The 21,764-nt window shown below is 65.1% G+C and carries 18 protein-coding genes, 1 other RNA gene and 2 pseudogenes; 4 read left to right on the top strand and 17 right to left on the bottom strand.

The features are described 5' to 3' along the window. Positions 1–24: 24 nt before the first annotated feature. From purF to AMD14_RS05720, 8 genes and pseudogenes are all read right to left on the bottom strand, one after another. The gene (gene purF, locus AMD14_RS05755) at positions 25–1,491 is read right to left on the bottom strand and encodes an amidophosphoribosyltransferase (protein WP_045714554.1); all 1,467 of its coding nucleotides are present in this window, start codon (positions 1,489–1,491) and stop codon (positions 25–27) included. 30 nt (positions 1,492–1,521) lie between these two features. Next, positions 1,522–2,280 (bottom strand): CvpA family protein, encoded by a 759-nt coding sequence (locus AMD14_RS05750; protein ID WP_011050663.1) that lies wholly within the window; start codon positions 2,278–2,280, stop codon positions 1,522–1,524. A gap of 213 nt (positions 2,281–2,493) precedes the next feature. Then, positions 2,494–3,561, bottom strand: coding sequence for an SPOR domain-containing protein (locus AMD14_RS05745; RefSeq protein WP_011050662.1), 1,068 nt, complete (start codon positions 3,559–3,561; stop codon positions 2,494–2,496). Between the two features lie 67 nt (positions 3,562–3,628). Next, positions 3,629–4,927 carry a bifunctional tetrahydrofolate synthase/dihydrofolate synthase gene (gene folC / locus AMD14_RS05740; RefSeq protein WP_011050661.1) on the bottom strand — a complete coding sequence of 433 codons (1,299 nt, stop codon included), beginning with the start codon at positions 4,925–4,927 and terminating at the stop codon, positions 3,629–3,631. 268 nt (positions 4,928–5,195) lie between these two features. Continuing rightward, on the bottom strand, positions 5,196–5,840 hold the full coding sequence (locus AMD14_RS05735; RefSeq protein ID WP_011050660.1) for a histidine phosphatase family protein: 645 nt from the start codon (positions 5,838–5,840) through the stop codon (positions 5,196–5,198). Between the two features lie 92 nt (positions 5,841–5,932). Then, positions 5,933–6,115, bottom strand: coding sequence for a S46 family peptidase (locus tag AMD14_RS05730; RefSeq protein ID WP_003490852.1), 183 nt, complete (start codon positions 6,113–6,115; stop codon positions 5,933–5,935). A 17-nt stretch (positions 6,116–6,132) separates the two neighbouring features. Further along, positions 6,133–6,477 (bottom strand): annotated as a pseudogene (locus tag AMD14_RS24540) (S46 family peptidase); the annotation flags it as partial. A gap of 241 nt (positions 6,478–6,718) precedes the next feature. Further along, positions 6,719–8,800: a phosphocholine-specific phospholipase C gene (locus AMD14_RS05720; RefSeq protein WP_011050657.1), complete on the bottom strand. Its 2,082-nt coding sequence runs from the start codon at positions 8,798–8,800 to the stop codon at positions 6,719–6,721. Positions 8,801–8,908: 108 nt separating this feature from the next. Here AMD14_RS05720 and AMD14_RS05715 point away from each other — a divergent pair, with 108 nt between their 5' ends. Next, positions 8,909–11,329: a TonB-dependent receptor gene (locus tag AMD14_RS05715; RefSeq protein WP_011050656.1), complete on the top strand. Its 2,421-nt coding sequence runs from the start codon at positions 8,909–8,911 to the stop codon at positions 11,327–11,329. A 4-nt stretch (positions 11,330–11,333) separates the two neighbouring features. On the opposite strand, the gene AMD14_RS22880 is transcribed toward AMD14_RS05715, so the two are convergent. Beyond that, a non-coding RNA gene (locus tag AMD14_RS22880) (sX9 sRNA) lies at positions 11,334–11,409 on the bottom strand. A 432-nt stretch (positions 11,410–11,841) separates the two neighbouring features. Between AMD14_RS22880 and tdh the strand changes: the two genes are divergently transcribed. Further along, positions 11,842–12,876, top strand: a complete 1,035-nt coding sequence (gene tdh, locus AMD14_RS05705) for an L-threonine 3-dehydrogenase (RefSeq protein WP_015472527.1) — start codon at positions 11,842–11,844, stop codon at positions 12,874–12,876. A gap of 108 nt (positions 12,877–12,984) precedes the next feature. On the opposite strand, the pseudogene AMD14_RS25645 reads toward tdh, so the two are convergent. The 6 genes and pseudogenes from AMD14_RS25645 to AMD14_RS05680 form a co-directional block, all read right to left on the bottom strand. Next, positions 12,985–13,165: pseudogene (locus tag AMD14_RS25645) on the bottom strand (hypothetical protein); the annotation flags it as partial. Between the two features lie 454 nt (positions 13,166–13,619). After that, positions 13,620–14,336, bottom strand: coding sequence for a TorF family putative porin (locus AMD14_RS05700; protein WP_003490453.1), 717 nt, complete (start codon positions 14,334–14,336; stop codon positions 13,620–13,622). 282 nt (positions 14,337–14,618) lie between these two features. Beyond that, positions 14,619–15,650: a sulfate/molybdate ABC transporter ATP-binding protein gene (locus AMD14_RS05695; protein WP_003490451.1), complete on the bottom strand. Its 1,032-nt coding sequence runs from the start codon at positions 15,648–15,650 to the stop codon at positions 14,619–14,621. Positions 15,651–15,657: 7 nt separating this feature from the next. Then, complete coding sequence (gene cysW, locus AMD14_RS05690; RefSeq protein ID WP_005922269.1) at positions 15,658–16,611, bottom strand: sulfate ABC transporter permease subunit CysW; 954 nt, start codon at positions 16,609–16,611, stop codon at positions 15,658–15,660. Then, entirely contained in the window at positions 16,608–17,468 is an 861-nt protein-coding gene (gene cysT, locus AMD14_RS05685) for a sulfate ABC transporter permease subunit CysT (protein ID WP_011050653.1), read from the bottom strand. Before cysT ends, cysW begins: the two co-directional genes overlap by 4 nt. Positions 17,469–17,471: 3 nt before the next feature. After that, complete coding sequence (locus AMD14_RS05680) at positions 17,472–18,569, bottom strand: sulfate ABC transporter substrate-binding protein (protein ID WP_005922271.1); 1,098 nt, start codon at positions 18,567–18,569, stop codon at positions 17,472–17,474. Positions 18,570–18,659: 90 nt separating this feature from the next. Here AMD14_RS05680 and kbl point away from each other — a divergent pair, with 90 nt between their 5' ends. Continuing rightward, positions 18,660–19,868, top strand: a complete 1,209-nt coding sequence (gene kbl, locus AMD14_RS05675) for a glycine C-acetyltransferase (protein ID WP_011050651.1) — start codon at positions 18,660–18,662, stop codon at positions 19,866–19,868. A 2-nt stretch (positions 19,869–19,870) separates the two neighbouring features. Next, the gene (locus AMD14_RS05670) at positions 19,871–20,263 is read left to right on the top strand and encodes a hypothetical protein (RefSeq protein WP_011050650.1); all 393 of its coding nucleotides are present in this window, start codon (positions 19,871–19,873) and stop codon (positions 20,261–20,263) included. On the opposite strand, the gene AMD14_RS05665 is transcribed toward AMD14_RS05670, so the two are convergent. Then, the gene (locus tag AMD14_RS05665; RefSeq protein ID WP_045720655.1) at positions 20,214–21,074 is read right to left on the bottom strand and encodes a pseudouridine synthase; all 861 of its coding nucleotides are present in this window, start codon (positions 21,072–21,074) and stop codon (positions 20,214–20,216) included. The genes AMD14_RS05670 and AMD14_RS05665 overlap by 50 nt on opposite strands. Before the next feature lie 19 nt (positions 21,075–21,093). Beyond that, the gene (locus tag AMD14_RS05660) at positions 21,094–21,609 is read right to left on the bottom strand and encodes a hypothetical protein (RefSeq protein WP_011050648.1); all 516 of its coding nucleotides are present in this window, start codon (positions 21,607–21,609) and stop codon (positions 21,094–21,096) included. Between the last annotated feature and the right edge of the window lie 155 nt (positions 21,610–21,764).

Here is a 21,764-nt window from a genome sequence, read left to right as displayed (position 1 = left end):
AATCGGCCACCCTGGTTCGGTGACTCAGGCGCGGCGACGCTTCTTGGCATCGTCCGAGCGCAGCTGCTGGATGCGTTCGAAATACCCCGGTTCGATACCGGTGATGTACTCGCCGTTGAAGCACGAAGAATCGAACTGCTTGATGTCCGGATTACCTTCGCGCACCGCCACTTCCAGGTCTTCCAGATCCTGGTAGATCAGCCAGTCGCAGCCCAGGAACTCCTGGATTTCCGGCTCGCTGCGGCCATGCGCGATGAGCTCTTCGGCGGCCGGCATGTCGATGCCGTAGATGTTGGGGTAGCGCACCGGCGGCGCGGCGGAGGCCAGGTACACCTTGCGCGCACCGGCATCGCGCGCCATCTGCACGATCTGCCGGCTGGTGGTGCCGCGCACGATGGAATCGTCCACCAGCAGCACCACGCGGTTACGAAATTCCAGATGGATCGGATTGAGCTTGCGACGTACCGATTTCTGCCGTTCGCCCTGCCCCGGCATGATGAAGGTGCGGCCCACGTAGCGATTCTTGACGAAGCCCTCGCGGTACTTCACGCCGAGCACGTTGGACATCTCCAACGCCACATCGCGCGAGGTGTCCGGGATCGGAATGATGGTGTCGATGTCATGGTCCGGGCGCAGGCGCAGGATCTTTTCGCCCAGCTTCAGGCCCATGCGCATGCGCGCCTTGTGCACCGAGATGTTGTCGATCATCGAATCGGGGCGCGCGAAATACACGTACTCGAAAATGCACGGCGCGTTGTTGGTCGGTGCCGCGCAGACTTCCGAGAACAGTTCGCCGCGCGCGGTGATCACCAGCGCTTCGCCCGGGCGCACGTCGCGCACGCGCTGGTAGCCGAGGATATCCAGCGCTGCCGATTCGGAGGACACGATGTATTCGGTGCCTTCGGCATGCTCGCGCTTGCCCAGCACCAGCGGGCGGATGCCGTGCGGATCGCGGAACGCCACCAGGCCCAGGCCCAGCACCACGCTGACCACCGCGTAGCCGCCCTTGCAACGGCGGTGCACGCCGGCCACCGCGCGGATCGCCGCTTCGGGGGTAAGCATGCGCTGCGCGTCCAGCTCGTAGGCGAACACGTTCAACAGCACTTCGCTGTCCGAATCGGTATTGATATTGCGGCGGTCGGCTTCGAACACCTGTTGGCGCAAGGCCTCGGTGTTGATCAGGTTGCCGTTGTGCGCCAGCGCGATGCCGTAGGGCGAGTTGACGTAGAACGGCTGCGCCTCGTCCATGCCTTCCGAACCTGCGGTCGGGTAGCGGCAATGCGCGATGCCGACGCGGCCTTCCAGCACCGCCATCTTCTTTTCGTCGAAGACGTCGCGCACCAGGCCGTTGGCCTTCTGCACGCGCAGGCGCGTGCCATCTGCGGTGGCGATGCCTGCGGCGTCCTGCCCACGATGCTGCAGGACGGTCAGGCCGTCATACAGCTGCCCGGCGACGTTCTGGTTGCCGACAATACCGACGATGCCACACATGGTGCGCGTTCTCCGCTTCGGCTTGCGCCGTTACTGTGAAGGTGGCCGTGCCTGGCCTTGGGATTCGACCCGAGCCGGGTCGCTTTCTCCGCCGCGAACCTGCGCCGGATCGATGTTGGCCGGCATCGCCTGCGTCGGATCGCGTCCGTCGCCAGCCGTCTTGCCGGGTTTGCCAAGCGCACGGGCAAGCGCACGGGTGATGGTGTCGCTCAGCCCGGAACCGCCAAGTGCCTTGCCCAGGTCCGTATTATCGCCTGCCGAAGGCAACTTCCCCAACTCCGTGGGCAAGTTGCCCAGTTCCATTGATGGCATCTCCATCGACGGCATCCGCCAGGCCGGCAGTTGCGCCCGCATCCAGCCGGCGCCCGGCTGCAGCATGGGCAGCAGCACCGACTGGCGCCATGCCGGCTCGCGCGGCAGCGGGGTGAAGCCCATCAGCAGCACCAGCACGCTGGCCAGAAACGCGCCGCGCACCACGCCCAGGCCGAACCCGAGCATGCGGTCGGTGCCGCCGAGCTTGATCGCATCCACGCCCGCGCGGATCACCATGCCAATCACTGCCACGGTGATCAGCACACCGACGAACACCATGGCGTAGCCGCCGAACGATTCGGTCGCAGACGGGTGTTTGCCATCGGCCAGCCAGCGCGCGGCCGCGCCGCCGAACATGAAGGTGGCCCAGCCGGCCAACAACCACGACAACGTGCCCACCACGATGGCGACAAAGCCACGCAGCAAGCCCAACAGGGCCGACACCAGAATGATGACGCCCAGCACCATATCGATCATGGGCAACCTCTCCGCGTGGCGCGCGCGCCGTGAGTGCAATTGGGCTCGGTCGTCATTGCCCTCCCCTCCATGGGTGCGAGGCGTTCGAAAATCCAGCAGCTGCAGGCGCGCAGTGCAGGCAGTCAACAGACACGTGGCGGTCCGCCGGCAGTGCAGTGTACGAGCGGCTGCCAAGTGCGCGGCGGCCGCGTTTGCTTACGGCCGGCATGGCGGTTACGGATGCGGACGCACCATGCCGGAGATACCGACCTTGGCTGCCACCTGCGCGCGCAACTGTTCGGCATCGGCGCGATTGGCAACCGGGCCAACACGCACACGATTGAGTGCGCCCTTGTCGGTCCGCACCTGCTCGACGAAGGCGCTGAAGCCGGCGGCGCGCACGCGGTCGCGCAAGGCATCGGCATCTTCGGCACGACCGAACGCGCCCAGCTGCACTGCAAACCCGACCGCGCTGGCCGCAGGCGCCACAGGCGCGGTGACCACAGGCTTGGCGGGTTCAGGCTTGGCAGCAAGCTCGGGCTTGGCGGGGATGGGCTTGGTGACCTCAGGCTTGGTGGGCGCGGGCTTGGCCACTTCGGCCGGCTTGGGCGCGGCGGCCACCGCTTTGGCGGGTTCCGGCGGCAGGCTCTCGGTCTTGGTCGGTGCGGTGGTGCTGGCGGCGGCGACGCTGCTGCTCGGCTTGGGGGCCGGTGCGGGCGCAGGGGTGCTGGCCACAGGCGATGGCGCGCCGGCATTGGCGTCCAACGTCACCACCTGGGCGTTGACGTCGCTGCGCACCTTCACTGCCTGCAGGCGGGCCGATTCGGCCTGGGCCTGGTCGGCATACGGCCCCACGCGCACGCGCCAGGCCGGGCGACCACTGATCTGGGTCTTTTCGCTGAAGCCGGGCAACTGCGCCTGCTTGAGCCGCGCAATCACCGCATCGGCGTCGGCGCTGGTGGCATACGCACCGAAATTCACTGCGTAATTGCCGGCAGCCACTTCCGGAGCTGAGGGCGTGCTGGACGGGGCGGCCAGATCGGCGGCGTCGGGGTTGTTCTGCACCGGCGCCGGCGCGCCGGCCATGCCTAACGCGCCACCGGCCGGCGCATTGCCCGGGGTGACCAGCGGCAATTCGCGGGTTTCGAACTCGCCATTGGCGGGCGCTGCGGGCGCCTCGAGCGGCACATCGGCCACACCGCTCGACGGCGCGGGGCCCTTGACCAGCATCGGCAGGAAGATCACGGCAAGCGCCACCAGAACGATGGCGCCAATCAGTCGCTGTTTCAGAGCAGTATCCACGGAAGAGACGAGAGGCGGCGTGGCGGGGTGCCGCGGCGATTATAAGGCCGGCGCCACCCCGACGACCTCAGCGGGCTGAACGAAGTGCGCCAAGCGCGTCGGCCACGGTGTGAAACGAGCCGAAGACCAGCACACGGTCGCCGGGGCTGGCCGCGTCCAGGACCGCACGCACCGCACTGGCAACATCGCGATGACACGGCGCCTGCGCGGCGGCACTGCCTTGCAGGCGGGCCTGCAACGCCTGCGCCGATTGGCCGCGAGCGCCTTCCAGCCCCGCCAGCGCCCAGCGGTCGATCTGCGCAGCGACTGCCTCCACCACGCCCAACACATCCTTGTCGGCCAATGCAGCGTAGATCGCATAGGTGCTGCCGGCATGCGCCTGCGCATCGAGCGCGGCAGCCAGCGCCCGCGCGGCCTGCGGGTTGTGGCCGACATCCAGCAATACCTGCACGCCATCGACCTCAAGCCGCTGCAGTCGTCCGGCCACTTGCGCGTTACCGATGCCTTGCGCCCAGGCCGCGTCGGGCACCTCCACCGGCAATGCCTGCAATGCGGCGATCGCGGCAGCGGCGTTGGCCAGCTGCACCGGCGCGTGCAATGCCGGCATCGGCAATTCCAGCGTCACCGCCACATCGCGCCAGCGCCAGCGCGGCGCATCGGATTGCGGGCTCTCGGCGTGCTGTGTGTCGATCGGCTCGAAGAAATAATCGCTGCCGGCACGGATGGCATTGGCGCCCAACTGGTAGGCGCGACGCAGCACGCTGGACGGCGGGTCGATCTCGCCCAGCACCACCGGCTTCCAGGCGCGGATGATGCCGGCCTTCTCGGCGCCGATGGCCTCGCGGTCGTCGCCCAGCCAATCGGTGTGGTCGAGATCGACAGTGGTAATCACCGCCACATCCGAATCGACGATGTTGACCGCATCCAGACGCCCGCCCAGGCCGATTTCCAGCACCGCCAACTCCAGCGCCGACTGCTGAAACAACCACAGCGCCGCCAGCGTACCGAACTCGAAATAGGTCAACGCGGTGTCGCCGCGTGCTGCTTCGACCGCCGCAAACGCGTCGACCAGCTGGGCGTCGCTGGCCTCTTGGCCATCGATGCGCACGCGCTCGTTGTAGCGCAGCAGGTGCGGCGAGGTGTAGGCACCCACCTTCCAGCCGGCGGCACGCCCGATCGCCTCGATGAAGGCCACCGTCGAACCCTTGCCATTGGTCCCGCCTACGACGATGACGTGCTTGGCCGGCGCGGCGATCTGCAACCGCACCGCAACCTCGCGCACGCGCTCCAGGCCCATGGCAATAGCGCTGGGATGCTGCTGCTCGATATAGGCGAGCCAGGCGGAGAGGGAGTCGGTTGCGTTCATGGGGAGGGCTGCGCAGAGAGGGGCACATTATCGCCATTTGCGCTTGCGCGTCGCACGCCACGTCGGTGCTCTCGCAATTGCTTGGCCAGACCGAAGCAGCCCGGTTCACCGCGGCCCGCATGGAAACGGTGCAGGAAGGAAATCGGAGAACGCCCCAGGCACCAGCAAATCAACCGCACCTGCAAAAAGCGTGTATGCGACAACGTTTCGCCATTGGAAACTGCAACGGCATGGCGCGCCATTGGGTGATCCAGCGCCTTGCCTCGCCTTAAAGCGCCCGATGCTTTGCCTCACCAAAGAACGGTGTGTGGTGCGCACAGTCGTTGAGGCGCACCACTTCGAGATGCTCGACGTCATCGCCTTCGAGCAGGTTCAGCGTGGTCGGGGCCTGGCGGAAGCTCCATAGCCTGGACAACGGCAGGCCCAGGATCTTGCACAGGATCACGCGATTGACCGCATCGTGCGCAACCACCAGCAAGGTGTCGTGGGCGCCCAGCCCATCGGCGGCGCGCATCAGGCCGCGCCAGCTGCGATCGAGCACCTGACGCAGCGATTCGCCACCCGGCATCAACACGGTATCGGGCTCTTCGCGCCAGGCGCGCAGACGTGCGGGATCCTTGTCGTTGATCTCGCTGGCCAGCAGGCCCTCCCATTCGCCGTGCGCAATTTCCTGCAGGTCGGCATCGGTCTGCAGCAGCGCTTGACGCGAAGCGCCCAACGCGGCCTTGGCAGTAGCCTGCGCGCGCGACAACGGCGATGCCACCGCGCGGTCGATCTGCAGCGAGTGCAGCCGTTCGCCCAATGCGCGCGCCTGGCCTTCGCCGACCGGCGAGAGCGGAATATCGATCTGGCCCTGGTAACGGCCTTCGGCGTTCCACGGCGTCTCGCCGTGACGAGCAAGCAGGATGCGCATGCGCTGGGGGTTCCTTGGGGGAGGGGCCCGCTCGCCACCGCGAAACGGGACCGCATGATAACCCCTGGCGCCTGCGCGCCGGCCGCCCCGCGTCAGCGCACGCCGAGTTCCTTCAACAGCTGTGGCGCCGGAGCGACCTCGGTCATGATCCAACGCAGATAGCGGCCGTCCACGGCGATCATGCGGGTCATTGCCGGGTCGAAGATCCAGTTGCTGCTCACCGACTCCCAATTTCCGTCGAACGCCAGGCCGACCAGCTTGCCCTGCGCGTCCATCACCGGCGAACCGGAGTTGCCATCGCGGCCTTTGCCGGCGCCGTGACGTCGGTAATCGCATCGAGCACGTAGATGCGCGCACTGGGACCTGCGCTGAGCTCGTCGGCAGGGCGTACGGCGTTGAACCCGTCCTTGATCAGGTTCTTTTGCGCGGTGGAGTTGAGCTGGATCGCGCCATAAGCACAGTGGTGGTTGGTGACGACCAGACCCTGCGGCGAGACGAAGCTGGCGGTGCAACCACCCAAGGCGACCACGGCGCCCATCGGATCGCCAGTCAGGTCGGCCAGTTACCGAGGCGAAAGCCGCAAGCCTGCTTGCTGGGGCGGCCCGGCGATCTCGGGCAGTTGTTGTGGAACCCACATCCCCTCGCCGGCCTGTGCAGATGCAGCGACGGCCAGCGTGGCCAGCACGGAAACAGCGAACAGGTTCGGACGCATCGACAGCCCCACGGGTTATTTCGTTACAGTGCAACGCCAATACCTACTGGCAAACCCATGACCGATGGCAGGGTCGGCACGCGCCCGCTCCACACGCACTCGCGCACGTTTGCCGCGCAGCAGGCGTCGGCGGATTCGCCTGCTGCGTACCGCGGCCGAGCGCTGGCTAGACGCGGCCGAATGCGGGATCGCTGCGGCTAGGCCTGCCGGTTTCCAGATGCCCGGCCAGACGGCGGCGGAAGGCGCTGCCCGGTTGTTCCACCACCAGGTCGTACCAGTGATCGCTGGCGGCAAGCGCCAGGCGAATGGTCTCGCGCTGACCTGCGGCCAACGACAAAGTGCGCGCACTTGGGTCTGCGTAGTCCAGCGCACGCAGCTGCACGGTGCAGGCGCGCTGCCCGGCATTGCCGATTTCCAGCACCAAGGCGTCGCCCTCCTGTCGCGCCTCCACCCATGGCGCGGCCGATGGCGCAGAGGCGCGCGGCACCTGCCCGGCGAACTCGCGCAAGAAGCCATTGGGCCCGTGCACGCGCAAGGCGTATGCACCCTCGTGCGTGGCCCCAATCGGCGCATCGTCCAGTTGCGTGCCGGGCAGCACCGTGTAATACCAGGGGCCGCCGCCGGCCGCGCTGTTGTAGACGTTGAACGCCGCAGCCGCCGCGCCGCTGTTGACGAACTGCAACTGCACGGCGGCACCCTCTTGCACGCGTGCATGCACCTGCAAGGCATATGGCAATGCGCGCGCCGGCCGCTGCCCCGGTTCCTGCCGTGGCATCGTTGCGGCAGCAGGCGCAGACGGTAGCGGTTTATCGCGCACGGCAGCGGTACGTGCCCGATAGTCGTCGACCGACGGCAATGCGCTCAACGCCGAATCGTCCGGCTTGCGGAAGTCGAACACGCTGGTGAGATCGCCACTGACCGCACGCCGCCACGGGCTGATGTTGGGCTCGGCCACGCCGAAGCGGCGTTCCAGCAAACGCAGCACCGAGGTGTGATCGAACACCTGCGAGTTGACCCAGCCACCACGCGTCCACGGCGAGATCACCAGCATCGGCACGCGAATGCCCAGGCCGATCGGCACGCCATCGTAGACCTCGCCATGCGTGTCGACATTGCTGCGCCCCATGCGTGCGTCCAATGCCGGCAACGGCGCGGGCACGTGATCGAAGAAGCCGTCGTTCTCGTCGTAATTGATGATCAGCGCCGTCTTGGCCCACACCTCGGGATTGGCGGTGAGCGCATCGATCAGACGCGCCACCAGGGACTCGCCATAGGCAGGCGGCGCTTCGGGGTGTTCGCAATACGCAGTCGGCGGAATGACCCACGACACCTGCGGCAGGCGATTGGCCCGCACATCGGCAGCGATCGCGGCGACCAGGTGCTCGGCCTGGGTGGTGGCGGCATTGCCCGCGGTGGAACCGGGCACGCATGCACGTGCACGCAGGTAACGTTCGTCGTCGGTGCGTAGATCGCGATAGTGCGAGAAATACGCCAGCGAGTTGCAGCCGAAGTTGTCGTATTCCTGATACACGCGCCAGTCCACGCCGGCAGCCTGCAACCGCTGCGCGTACGTGGTCCACTGCAGCGCTGCGTAGCCGGGCTTGTCGCGCGCCATGTCGGCGGTCCAGTTGCCATCGTCGGCATTGGTGACCGCCTGCGCGCCGACGTTGCCCACGCTTGGGCCGCTGGTACCGGTGAACAGATACATGCGGTTGGGATTGGTCGGCCCGTGCAGCGAGCAGTAATAGCCGTCGCAGATGGTGAACGCGTCGGCAAGCGCGTGGTAGTACGGGATGTCGTGACGCTGGAAATATCCCATCGTCAATTCCCCCTTGTACGGCACCCACGCATCGTATTCGGCCCAGCGTGCCGGGTCCTGCCCGTGACCGGCCTTCCAGGAATGATCCAGACTCTTGATCAAGGGCGCGCAGGTATTTTGCGAATCGAACGCGAATGGCAGCACGCGTCGTCCGTCGGGCGTGGGCTGACTCCATACCGCATGGCCGTCGCGCAGTTGCAGCGCGCGCGGATCGCCAAAGCCGCGCACGCCGCGTAGCGCACCGAAATAATGATCGAACGAGCGGTTTTCCTGCATCAGGATCACCACATGTTCGAGATCGCGCAACGTGCCGGTCCGCGCGTTGGCCGGCAGCGCGAGTGCGCGACCGATCGAAGACGGCAAGGCGCCGGCAGCAGTGAGCGCAGCAACGCGCTTGAGGAAATCGCGACGCGAGGAGGAAGACGTCATGGCGGCAGAACCTGCAAAGAAAGTGGTGCCTTTGTCACCGCGCAGCGCGGCTGGACACGACACGTATAGCGGGCGAGCACGACAGTTTTGCGACAGCGACCGTCATCAATGTTTCATGAGCCGTTGACACCCTGCGTCGCGAAACGCCGGCTTTGCACCGTGCGTCCGCCCTCAGCCGTGCCCGAACAGGACTCCCCCATGACTTCCGCTCGTCGCTTTCATGTCACCCCGCTGGCGCTTGCCCTGGCAACGCTGCTTCCCGTCATTTCGCAGGCTGCGACACCGGCCGACCCGGCTGCCGTCGCTCCGGCAGAGGCAGCGTTGACCGCCGATGCCGCCGCCAATGCCACGCAACTGGATGCGATCAACGTGGTGTCACAAGGCAGCACGCGCCAGGTGCAACGCATCAGCCAGCAGGACATCGAGCAGCTGACGCCCGGTAGCAGCGCATTCAAGGCCGTGGAAAAACTGCCGGGCGTGCAGTTCCAGTCCGCCGATCCATTCGGCACCTACGAATGGTCCACGCAGGTGACCCTGCACGGCTTTGACCAAAGCCGCCTGGGTTACACGCTCGATGGCATTCCACTGGGCAACATGAGCTATGGCGTGACCAATGGCCTGCACATCACGCGCGCCATCATTTCTGAAAACCTCGGTTCGGTGGAAATTGCGCAAGGGGCAGGCGCGCTCGGCACCGCCTCCAACACCAATCTTGGCGGCACCATGCAGTTCTACTCGGCCGACCCGCAGACCACGCCCGGCGCGCGCCTGGTGCAGACGGTGGGCAGCGATGCAACGCGCCGCACCTTCGTGCGTGCCGACACCGGCGATCGCGATGGGTTGTCGGCGTATCTGTCGTACGCCAACGCCAGCACCGACAAGTGGAAGGGCTATGGCGATCAGACATCCGAACAGGCCAATCTCAAGACGGTGTACCAGTGGGGCGACGGCAACCGCCTGAGCCTGTTCGTGGATACCTCGCGGCGCAAGGAATACGACTACATGGATCTGTCGTTGACCAGCCAGCGCGCGCTCGGCTGGAACTACGATTACCTGCAACCGGATTGGGCCACCGCCGTGCAGATGGCACGCGCCTACCAGAACACCGGGGCCACTAGCGGCGTGGCCAACGGCTACCCACAATCGCTTGCCGGTCTGCCCAGCGACTACAGCTGGCTCGATGCCAGTTATTACGCCGGCGGCGGCTTGCGTCGCGACAACCTGGCAGGCCTGTCGGGCACCTTCGTGTTCGGCGGCGCCACGCTCGATGCCAGTGGCTATTACCACGGCAATCGTGGCGAAGGCCAATGGGTGACACCGTACGTGCGCACCTCCGCGCAGATTCCAGTGTCGATGCGCACCACCGACTACGGCCTGGACCGCTTCGGCGGCACGAGCGCATTGAAATGGTCGTGGGGCAATCACGATCTGGAAGTGGGCGCATGGGCAGAAAACGCGCGCACCACGCAGGGCCGCAATTACTTCGCGCTCGGCAACGAAGGTTACACCTCGCTCTACAACGTCTACGAAGCACAGACCCCGTTCCGTCGCGACTTCCTGCAGCGCTACACCACGCAAACCCGGATGTTGTATGTGCAGGACACCGTGCGCCTGCTCGACGACCGCCTGACCCTGAATTACGGCGCAAAGGCGCTCAGCACCACCACGCGCGCGCAATCGCTGGTGCCGACCACCGCGCTGGCGCAGGGCCGCATCCGCGCCGAAGATAATTTCCTGCCGCAGCTGGGCATCAACTACAAGCTCGACGAACGCCAGGACCTGTACGCGTCCTACAGCAAGAACATCGCGGCGTTTGGCTTCACCCCGTTCGCCACCTCGCAGGCCGCCTTCGACCGCAGCCGCTCCACGCTGGAGCCGGAACAATCGCAGACCGTGCAGGTGGGCTATCGCGTGCAGGATGCGCAGTTCCAGCTCTCGGCCGACGCCTACTTCACCAAGTTCTCCAACCGCCTGCTGACCACCTCGCCGTGCACCGCGGTGCAGACCTGCGCCTCGATCCTGAGCAACGTCGGCGCGGTGCACAGCGCCGGCGCGGATCTGGCGCTGATGTGGCGCCCAACCGAAGGCCTGAGCTGGTTGAACTCGTTGTCGTGGAATCGCTCGCGCTACCAGGACGATTACCTCAACAACGGCGTGGTCGCCACCTCCGGCAAGGACGTGGTCGGCATCCCGGCGTTGATGTTCTCTTCCAGCGCCAGCTACCAGATCGGCAACCTGCGCCTGGATCTGGACGGCAAGTACGTGGACAAGCGCTACATCACCTTCCTCAACGATTCGCAGGTGCCGTCGTACTGGCTGTTCAATGCCGGCGCGCGTTACGACTTCGGCCGTGTCGGCGGGGTAGCGGATGTGGCGCTGGCGCTCAACATCAGCAATCTCACCGACAAGCGCTACTTCGCCAGCACCGGCACCAACGGCTACGTCGCCTCCGATCCGGATGGCTACAACCAGACCATGGTTGTCGGCGCACCGCGGCAGTACTTCATGAGCCTGGATGTGAAGTTCTGAGCGCGGCTGACAAACGTGGCGAGCCGCGGGCAGAGGGCCATGGACGGCGCGCTCACAACCGGAATGTACGCGTGGCACACGCCGATTCGGAGTGGTGGGCACGCCCGCATGGCGGCTGTGCAGTGTTTTTTTGACTGCTCTGGCCCCGCTGCCTGCTCCTTCCGCCTGCAGGGCCCAAAAGACCAGGCTGGCGCCATGCGTGAAAGCCAGCGTCGCCGCATCGCAGATGGGGCCGTAGCGCGGAGCAAGGGCATTGGAGCGATGCTGGCGCAGATGACGCACGCCTGCGATGTTTGGCCAACGCGCTAGCCCTCGCAGGCAGCGACAGGCCTGGACGGCGGCTCTCAATCCTGCGCTGAGGTGCCAACTTCGTCTCAACGGGCATGGGCCGGATCGGCCCTGGCCCACCGTGGATCCAGGGCGGCATCACGTCCATTCCCGCACCGCCGCATGGCATACAGGCCGCGACGCCTATAATCGCCGGCTTACTTTCACTCAGCAGGTTCCGCCAGATGGCGCAGACGATGAAGGCGCTGGTCAAGCGCGAAGCGAACAAGGGCATCTGGCTGGAACAGGTGCCAGTGCCGACGCCCGGCCCCAACGAGGTGCTGATCAAGCTGGAAAAGACCGCCATTTGCGGCACCGACCTGCACATCTACCTGTGGGACGAATGGAGCCAGCGCACGATCGAGCCTGGCCTGACCATCGGTCATGAATTCGTCGGCCGGGTGGCTGAGCTCGGTTCGGCAGTGACCGGCTACCAGATCGGCCAACGGGTGTCGGCCGAAGGCCACATCGTGTGCGGCCATTGCCGCAACTGCCGTGGCGGCCGTCCGCACCTGTGCCCCAACACGGTCGGGATCGGTGTCAACGTCAACGGCGCCTTCGCCGAATACATGGTGATGCCGGCCAGCAACCTGTGGCCGATCCCGGACCAGATCCCGTCCGAGCTTGCCGCGTTCTTCGACCCCTACGGCAATGCCGCGCATTGCGCGCTGGAATTCGACGTCATCGGCGAGGATGTGCTGATCACCGGCGCAGGCCCGATCGGCATCATTGCCGCCGGCATCTGCAAGCACATCGGTGCGCGCAATGTGGTGGTCACCGACGTCAACGATTTCCGTCTCAAGCTGGCTGCCGACATGGGAGCCACGCGCGTAGTCAACGTCTCCAAGACCTCGCTCAAGGACGTCATGGCCGACCTGCACATGGAAGGCTTCGACGTGGGCCTGGAAATGAGCGGCAACTCGCGCGCGTTCAACGACATGCTCGATTGCATGTACCACGGCGGCAAGATCGCCATGCTCGGCATCATGCCGCGTGGCGCCGGTTGCGACTGGGACAAGATCATCTTCAAGGGCCTCACCGTGCAGGGCATCTACGGCCGCAAGATGTACGAGACCTGGTACAAGATGACGCAGCTGGTGCTGTCGGGTTTTCCGTTGCACAAGGTGCTGACCCATCAACTGCCGATCGACGATTTCCAGAAGGGCTTCGACCTGATGGAAGAAGGCAAGGCCGGCAAGGTCGTGCTGAGCTGGAATTGATCGGCTGACACTGCAGATGTGCGAAAGGCGCCGCGAGGCGCCTTTCGCGTTTTTAAGCTACGCGCGCTGACGAGTGCGCGAGCGATTTTCTGAAGCTGGCGAAGCGTCTCACGCGACGCGGGGTCGGCTAGGGTCTGGATAAAAGCCTAGTGGGTCGAGGGCGCGATGCCCTCGCCGCTCGCGGGACACGCCGCAAGTACGTCCATGTAGGCTCGATGGCGGCATCCATGCCGCCAACGGTCACGCAATCGGCAAGGACACCGCACCTGACAGTTTGCTGTTGACCTAAAGAACAGAAACACGCACCAGACAGTTTGTCTGGTCGCTTCAGTGAACAACGAAAACACTGCGCTAGGTGATTCGACGAAACGCCTTGCTGGAAACTCTACGCACCGAGCATCTCAACCGGTCCTTGTCCGCCCACCGTCGCGGGACCTTATGCGGCATGGATGCCGCGTAAGAGCTTACATTGCAGCGTGTCCCGCGACAGTGGCGGGCAAGGGCCGCGCAGCCACCCCACAGATCAGGCGCTCTAGGAGTGATCGATCCGCACGGCCAATCGCGTCAATACACAACACAACCGGGATTTTGCGTCCTGCCGTTGTTCAGACGTAACAATGAGAAGTGCGAGCATCAACTCTGCCTGCCTCACAACGACACAGCCAGGTCTTCAAAACAGCTTCGGAGCAGCGAGAAGAACTACTGCGCACCTACATTTTCTTGTCGCTTTTATTCAATCGCCATCACGGCCAAGCAACCGTCGCCGTCGCCACCAGATGGTTCTGCGAATTCTGACGACCGAAGCCGAATTCGGCGGCTTTGCTGGTGTCGTAATACCCCACGCTCAAACCCAGCGGGCCGAACGTCTTGCCGACGTTGACGCCGAAATCGTTGTAGTCGTGGTCCACCTGACTCAGCGACGAGGTGTAGACGCTATGCCCTGCGTGCGCGCCGAAGGTAAAGTCGTACGGCAACGTCCAGTTGGCATCGAAGGCGTAGTAATAGCCATCGGTCTTGCTGCCGTAGAGATCGTCGGTGTAGGCGACCGTCACGCTATAGGTCTTCAGGAACGTGGTCTTGGTGATCAGCTCGGCGTAGTTGGATGCGCCCGCTCCCAGATACTGGTAGCGGTTGATCATGACGTCGAAGTTCCAGTGGCTGCCAAGGTCGGTGTTGTAGCCGACGAAACCATCCACTTCCCAATCCGGATCGCCGGCGCCGAAATCGACGTTGGACGTCCAGGTCCCCAGGTACAACCCGAATGGCGTCTTGTAGGTCAAACCGGCCTGAAACGCAGGCTCTTCATTTGTCTGCGAAATACCGCGGAACAGGTAATCGCTGGTCACCGCAAAGGTGCCACTGAACGGCGATGTAGACGCATCTTCGTCCTGCGCCTGCGCAAGCGGCGCAACGCCGAGCAGCAGTAACGACAGACAACAAGCGAGCGGGGACGACTTCATGGGCATCTCCTGGAGCGATGAACGGTGGGATGGCGCGAAGCGAGGCTGCAAAGACTTATTAGTCCAACTGTCATTGCAGCGCAACATGAAAGTCGCGTTCGCTTGATCCAGCGCACACACTCAAGAGCCCATGCGCGAATCAGGTGTTGATGTCATCGACCGCTTGCGCCGAATCTTGATGTTCGGAAGCTGGGATTGGGAATCGGAGATTCGCCACAGCCAAGGAGAAACCCACGCTTCGCACACCCATTCCGGCGAGCCCCGACCCCAGCCGGCGCCCGCTTACGCGGGAAATATCCCGTACTGCCGTGCTGCCAAGCGCACTTGCTGCCCTGGCTGAAAGCTGCCGGCAGAGGCCGGCAGTTCCACCTCCACTTCGTTGCCTGACGGTTCCAGCGTTGCGCGCAGCCGCAGGCGTGAGCCACTGCGCTGCGACCACGCCACCGTGGCCGGCCAGCCGGCCTGGTCGGGCACCAAATCTTCCGGCCGCACATACACCTCGACCGGCCCGGCCGCCAATGCCGCATTGGCCAACGGCAGTGCGTGCCCAGCCACCTGGATCTGGCCCTGCGCCAACACCCCGGGAATCCGGTTCACCGCACCCACGAACGAATACACGAATGGCGAGGCCGGCTTGTCGTAGATCATGGCCGGCGTGTCGAGTTGTTCGATGCGGCCGCGATTGAGGATGGCCACGCGGTCGGCCAGTTCCAGTGCTTCTTCCTGGTCATGGGTGACGAATACCGTGGTCAGGCCGGTACGTTCGTGCAACTCGCGCAGCCAGCGGCGCAGGTCGCGGCGCACCTGCGCATCCAGGGCACCGAATGGCTCGTCCAGCAACAGCACGCGCGGTTCGATCGCCAGCGCGCGCGCCAGCGCCACGCGCTGCCGCTGGCCGCCGGAGAGCTGGGTGGGATAACGCTGTTCCAGGCCCTGCAGCTGCACCAGCGCCAGCAGTTCCTCCACGCGCGCACGGATGCGCGCTTCGGCCCAACGCGCGTTGCCGCGGCGCACGCGCAAGCCGAATGCGATGTTCTCGAACACGTCCATATGCTTGAACAACGCATAGTGCTGGAACACGAAGCCGACCCGGCGCGATTGCACGCTCATGCGGGTGGCATCCTCGTCGCCGAACAGCACCTGCCCGCCATCGGCATGCTCCAGCCCGGCCATGATCCGCAGCAGCGTGGTCTTGCCCGAGCCGGAGGGCCCAAGCAAGGCCAGCAACTCGCCCTGGCGCACTTCCAGGTCGATGTTGTCCAGCGCGGTAAAAGTCTCGAACTGCTTGCGCAGGCGGTGAATGCGGATGCCCATGGTCACCTCAATGGCGGTGGTTGGCGGCCAGCGAATCGCCGTGTCGCCATTCCAGATACGTCTTCAGCGCCAACGTCAGCAGCGCGGTCAATGCCAGCAGCGACGCGCAGGCAAATGCGGCGCTGTAGGCGTATTCGTTGTAGAGAATTTCCACATGCAGCGGCAGCGTATTGGTGCGTCCACGGATATGCCCGGACACCACCGACACCGCCCCGAATTCGCCCATCGCACGCGCCGCGCACAACAGCACGCCGTACAACAGGCCCCAACGGATATTGGGCAGCGTCACCCGCCAGAACATCTGCCAGCCGTTCGCGCCCAGGCTCAGTGCCGCCAGTTCTTCGTCGCTGCCCTGCTGCTCCATCAACGGCATCAATTCGCGCGCAATGAAGGGAAAGGTTACGAACGTGGTCGCCAATACGATGCCCGGCAACGCGAACACGATCCGCGGCAACTGGATCACAAGGTCGCCCAGCGCCGGCAGCTGCACATGCCAGCCTTCGTCGATCAGTGGCCAGGCCCAGCCGTTGCGGCCGAAGATCAGCACGAAGATCAAGCCCGCCACCACCGGCGACACCGAGAATGGCAGGTCGATCAGGCTGACCAGCAGGCGTTTGCCCCGGAACTGATGCTTGCTGATGGCCCACGCCGCGGCCACGCCGAAGACCAGATTCAACGGCAGCACGATCGCAGTCACCAGCAAGGTCAGCTTGATCGCCGACAACGCGTCCGGGTCGACTACCGCGTGCAGGAAGGTTTCCCAACCGCCACGCAACGCCTCGGCGAACACCAGCACCAGCGGCAGCAGCAAGAACGCCAGTAGAAAGAGCACGGCGCCCAGGATCATCAGCCATTGCACCCAACGCGGCTCATTGGTGGCCGAATCGCTGATGCGACGCGCCTGCTTGGTCATGGCATGGGTCGGCAACATGGAAGGCAGCGATGAAACAGCATCGTTCATACGGGCCTGCGTTGATAGCGCAGCAGCCGTGCCTGCAGCGTATTGACCACCAACAAGATCACGAACGACAGCAACAGCATGGCCGCGGCAATGGCAGTCGCGCCGGCGTAGTCGAACTCTTCCAGTCGGATGGTGATCAGCAGCGGCGCGATCTCGGTGGAATTGGGCAGGTTGCCGGCAATGAAGATCACCGAGCCGTATTCCCCCACGCCGCGTGCAAACGCCAGCGCAAACCCGGTCAGGACCGCCGGCCACACCCCCGGCAGCACCACCCGCCAGACCGTCTGCCAGCGCGAGGCGCCCAGTGTGGCGGCGGCAGCCTCCATTTCACGATCGCTCTCGGCCAGCACCGGCTGCACCACCCGCACCACGAAGGGCAGGCCCACAAAGACCAATGCCAGCACGATACCCAGTTGCGTGTAGGCCACCTTGATCCCGATCGCCTCCAGCCAGCGTCCCACCCACCCGTTGCCGCCATACAGCGCGGTCAGCGCAATGCCGGCCACCGCGGTAGGCAACGCGAACGGCAAATCGATCACCGCATCGAAAAAGCGCTTGCCCGGAAACCTGTAGCGCACGAAGACCCATGCCACCCAGGTGCCCATCACCGCGTTGAAGGCACCGGCCGCAAACGCGGTGCCGAAGCTCACCCGCAGCGCCGAAAGCACGCGTGGCTCGCTCCATACCCGCCACAGGCCCTCCCAGCCCAGGCCACTGGTCTTGATGAAGATACCCAGCAGCGGGATCAGCACGATCAGGCCAAGCCAGGTCAAGGTGATTCCCAGACTCAGGCCCAGCCCCGGCATCACGCGTCGGCGCGATGACGGCGCTGGGTGAGGTGCAACCGACATCGACATCGCTTACTTGTTGGCCTGGATCTGGTCGAACACGCCACCGTCGGCGAAATGCTCTTGCTGCGCCTTCTCCCACGAGCCGAACGCCTGCTGGATGGTCACCAGCTTGATCTCCGGAAACCGCGCGATGTCGGCCGGGTCGGCAAATTCCGGATGCCGCGGGCGATAGAAATGCTTGGCTGCCAGCTTCTGACCTTCAGGCGCATACAGATAGCGCAGGTAGGCTTCGGCCACCTCGCGGGTGCCATGCTTGTCGACGTTCTTGTCCACCAGCGCCACCGACGGCTCGGCCAGGATCGACAACTTCGGCACCACGATCTCGAACTTGTCCTTGCCCAGTTCCTCGCGCGCCAGCAGCGCCTCGTTTTCCCAGGCCAGCAGCACATCGCCGATACCGCGCTGCACGAACGTCGTGGTGGCGCCGCGTGCGCCGGTATCCAGCACCGGCACGTTGCGGAACAACGCCTGCATATAGCGCAGGATGCGCTCGCGGTCGCCCTTGAAGATGTGGTCGGCGTACGCCCAGGCGGCCAGATAGTTCCAGCGCGCGCCTCCGGAGGTCTTCGGGTTCGGCGTCACCACCGCCACGCCAGACCGCAGCAGGTCCGGCCAGTCGTGGATGTTCTTCGGGTTGCCCTTGCGTACCAGAAACACGATGGTCGAGGTATACGGCGCACTGTTGTCGGGCAGGCGCTTTTCCCAATCGGTCTCGATCAGCTTGGCCTTCTGCGCGATGGCATCCACGTCGTAGGCCAGCGCCAAGGTCACCACGTCGGCCTCGATGCCATCGATCACCGCGCGCGCCTGCTTGCCCGAGCCGCCGTGCGAGGTTTCCACGGTCACCGTGTCCTGCGGGTGCTGCTGTTTCCACTGCGCTGCAAAGGCGGCGTTGTAGTCGCGATAGAACTCGCGGGTCGGGTCGTAGCTCACGTTGAGCAGCCCGATCTCGCGTGCGCCAGCTGGGCCGGCCAGGACCAGCAAGGCGAAAAGAAAGGAGGTAAAACGGAAACGGGAATATGTCACGACGATCTCCTGGCCGGTTGAGCACAGCTGAACAGCAAGCATGCCATGCTGCGCAGCGGCACGCAGGCGGTGAAATGACATCAGCGCCGCCGCTTATGCCGATTTTGCATGACGTAGTGGTATGCCACCGTGATCGTTAAAATCGCGCTTCTTTCTGCCATTGCGACCGCCATGACCACCGCTCCCGCCGCGCTGACCGCCCATTACGCCGCCGAACTGGACGCCATCCAGGCCCAGGGCCTGTTCAAGTCCGAGCGCATCATCACCGGCCCGCAGTCAGCGGAGATCACGCTGGCCGATGGTCGCAGCGTGCTGAATTTCTGCGCCAACAACTATCTGGGCCTGGCCGATCACCCGGACATCATCCAGGCCGCCAAGGACGCGCTGGACAGCCACGGCTTCGGCATGGCCTCGGTACGCTTCATCTGCGGCACCCAGGATCTGCATAAGCAACTGGAACGCACCATCGCCACGTTCTTCGGCACCGAAGACACCATCCTCTACGCAGCCTGCTTCGATGCCAATGGCGGCCTGTTCGAACCGCTGCTCGGCGAGCACGACGCCATCATTTCCGATGCGCTCAACCATGCCTCCATCATCGACGGCGTGCGCCTGTGCAAGGCCAAGCGCTTCCGCTACGCCAACTGCGACATGGCCGACCTGGAAGCGCAGCTGCAGGCCGCCGACGCCGCCGGCTGCAAGACCAAGCTGATCACCAGCGACGGCGTGTTCTCGATGGACGGCTTCATCGCCCCGCTCGACGAAATCACTGCCCTGGCCCGCAAATACAACGCGCTGGTACATATCGACGAATGCCATGCCACCGGCTTCCTCGGCGCCACCGGCCGCGGCTCGGCCGAGGTCAAGGGCGTACTCGACCAGATCGACATCTTCACCGGCACGCTGGGCAAGGCCATGGGCGGCGCATTGGGCGGCTTCACCACCGCAAAGCGCGAAGTGATCGAGCTGCTGCGCCAGCGTTCGCGTCCCTACTTGTTCTCCAATTCATTGCCGCCGCACGTGGTGGCTGCCGGCATCAAAGCCTTCGAAATGCTGGATGCCGCCGGCGAGCTGCGCACGCAGCTGGTCGAAAACACCACGTATTTCCGCGCACGCATGACCGCCGCCGGTTTCGACGTCAAACCGGGCGTGCATCCGATCAGCCCGGTGATGCTGTACGACGCACCGCTGGCGCAAAAATTCGCCGAGCGCTTGCTGGAGGAAGGCATCTACGCCATCGGCTTTTTCTTCCCGGTGGTTCCGAAAGGCCAGGCGCGCATTCGCACCCAGATCAGCGCAGCGCATACGCGCGAGCACCTGGATCAAGCGATCGAAGCGTTCATCAAGATCGGGCGCGAACTCAAGGTCATCGAGGCCTGAGCATGCGCACGGTGCTGCGCCAACGGCTGCTGCTGGCGGCGCAGACCGATGCGCAGGCGCAGCTGCTCGACGGCCATTGGGAGACGCGCTGCCTGCACTGCCGTCGGCATCTGCAGATGCGCGCCGACGGCGAACCGCTCGGCCACACCACGCTCGAACACGTGGTGCCGCAGGCCTGGTTCGGTCGGCGCGCGGCCGCGTCGCTGTGCGTATTGGTGGGCGACGATGCCAACGATGCGCGCAATCTGGCGCTGGCCTGTGCCGGCTGCAATCACGCCAAGGGTCGCCGCCACGATGCCAACGGCGCCGGCGACGCCCGCGCTTACGACGTGGTCAGCGCCCTGCTCAGCGCGCGTCTGGCGCGCTGGCGTGCGCCGCCGGCACCAACGCACTGACTTCCTCGGCGCTCAGCATCCGCCACGCGCCTTTGCCCAGCTCCCCCATCGCCAGCGGGCCGATCGCCACGCGCACCAGCCGCAGTACGCCGATGTCGACTGCGGCCAACAGCCGGCGGATCTGCCGATTGCGCCCTTCGTCCAGCACGATCTCCAGCCAGGCATTGCGCTCGCCTTCGCGCAGTACGCTGACCTGCTTGGCGCGCAACAGTAGGCCCTGGCCCTGTGGATCGGGATCGACCACACCGGCATGCAGCTGCACCAGTTGCGCGGCACTGGGACGGCAATCGATCTGCACGTGGTAGGTCTTGTCCGGCCCGGTCGCCGGGTCGGTCACCGTCGCCGCCCACTGTGGGTCGTTGCTGAAAAGCAACAGGCCTTCGCTGGCCTTGTCCAGGCGCCCCACCGGCGCGATCCACGGTAGGCCGGCGTCATCGAAGCAACGGTAGACCGTGTCCCTGCCCTGCTCGTCGCGCACGGTGGTGACCACGCCGCGCGGTTTGTTGAGCATCAGGTAGCAGCGTGCCAGTCCCGCAAGCGGTTGCCCATCGACAGCGATGGACGATTGCTGATCGCCGCGGATCGGAAACTCGGGGTCGCGCACCACACGTGCCGACACGCTGACGCGGCCAGCGGCAATCCAGCGCGCCGCTTCGGTGCGCGAACACACGCCAAGCTTGGACAGCACGCGCGCCAGCCCATGGCGTGGCGCGGCATTGGCGGATGCGGCAGCGGGTGGGCGCACCGCGCCGCCCTCCCCCGGACCACGCTGACGCTGCCGGGACGTTGCCGGCGCAGGTCGCCGGGGCATGCCGTCCCGACCGCAGGGCTTACTTGTTTTCGACCGACTTGGCGTCGGCCGCAGGTGTTGCGGGCGCTGCCGCTGCAGGTGCCGCACCAGCGGCCGGGCGAGCCTTGACCACGCGCACACCGCGGGCCTTCATCCAGGCATCGAATTCTTCTGCCGTCATGCGCTTGCCGTTCTGGCTCATGTCAAAGCGCCACGGGGTGTTGTCGAACGCGGTAGTGGCCTTGTAGGCCGCCGGGTCGTTCGGGTTGACGGTGCCGCCGGGCGGAATGACCTTGGCCAGATCCTGGCAACCTTCCACGCGCAGGCGCAGCAGCACACGATCCACCGACTGGTCGCTGCTATAGGGCTGTGCCAGCACGCCGGTGGGCATGCCCAGCTGCACGCTACGGGTATAGAACTCGGCAGCCGCGGGTGCAACGACAGTAGCGGGCAACGGCAGTGGCTGGGACACCATGCTGCCGGCGCAGTTTGGAGCGGCGTAGGCAGCGGGGATCAGAGCGAGACAGAGCAGTCCTGCCGTAGCGGTACGCAGCATCGGGTTCTTCCAAGTATGAGTGTGGTGTTGACGCGGCGAGTGTAGGCAGCGATGAACGCTGTTTCAACAGGAACCGTGCCTGGATGGCAACACAGACAGGATCGGCAGCGCTTGAGCGCGCTTTTCCCGGACCTGCATAGACAAAACCCGGCACA

Source organism: Xanthomonas citri pv. citri (assembly GCF_000961215.1).
GTDB lineage: Bacteria > Pseudomonadota > Gammaproteobacteria > Xanthomonadales > Xanthomonadaceae > Xanthomonas > Xanthomonas cissicola.
Note: the sequence above shows the minus strand (reverse complement) of the source record. Positions and strands in the feature narration are given on the sequence as shown.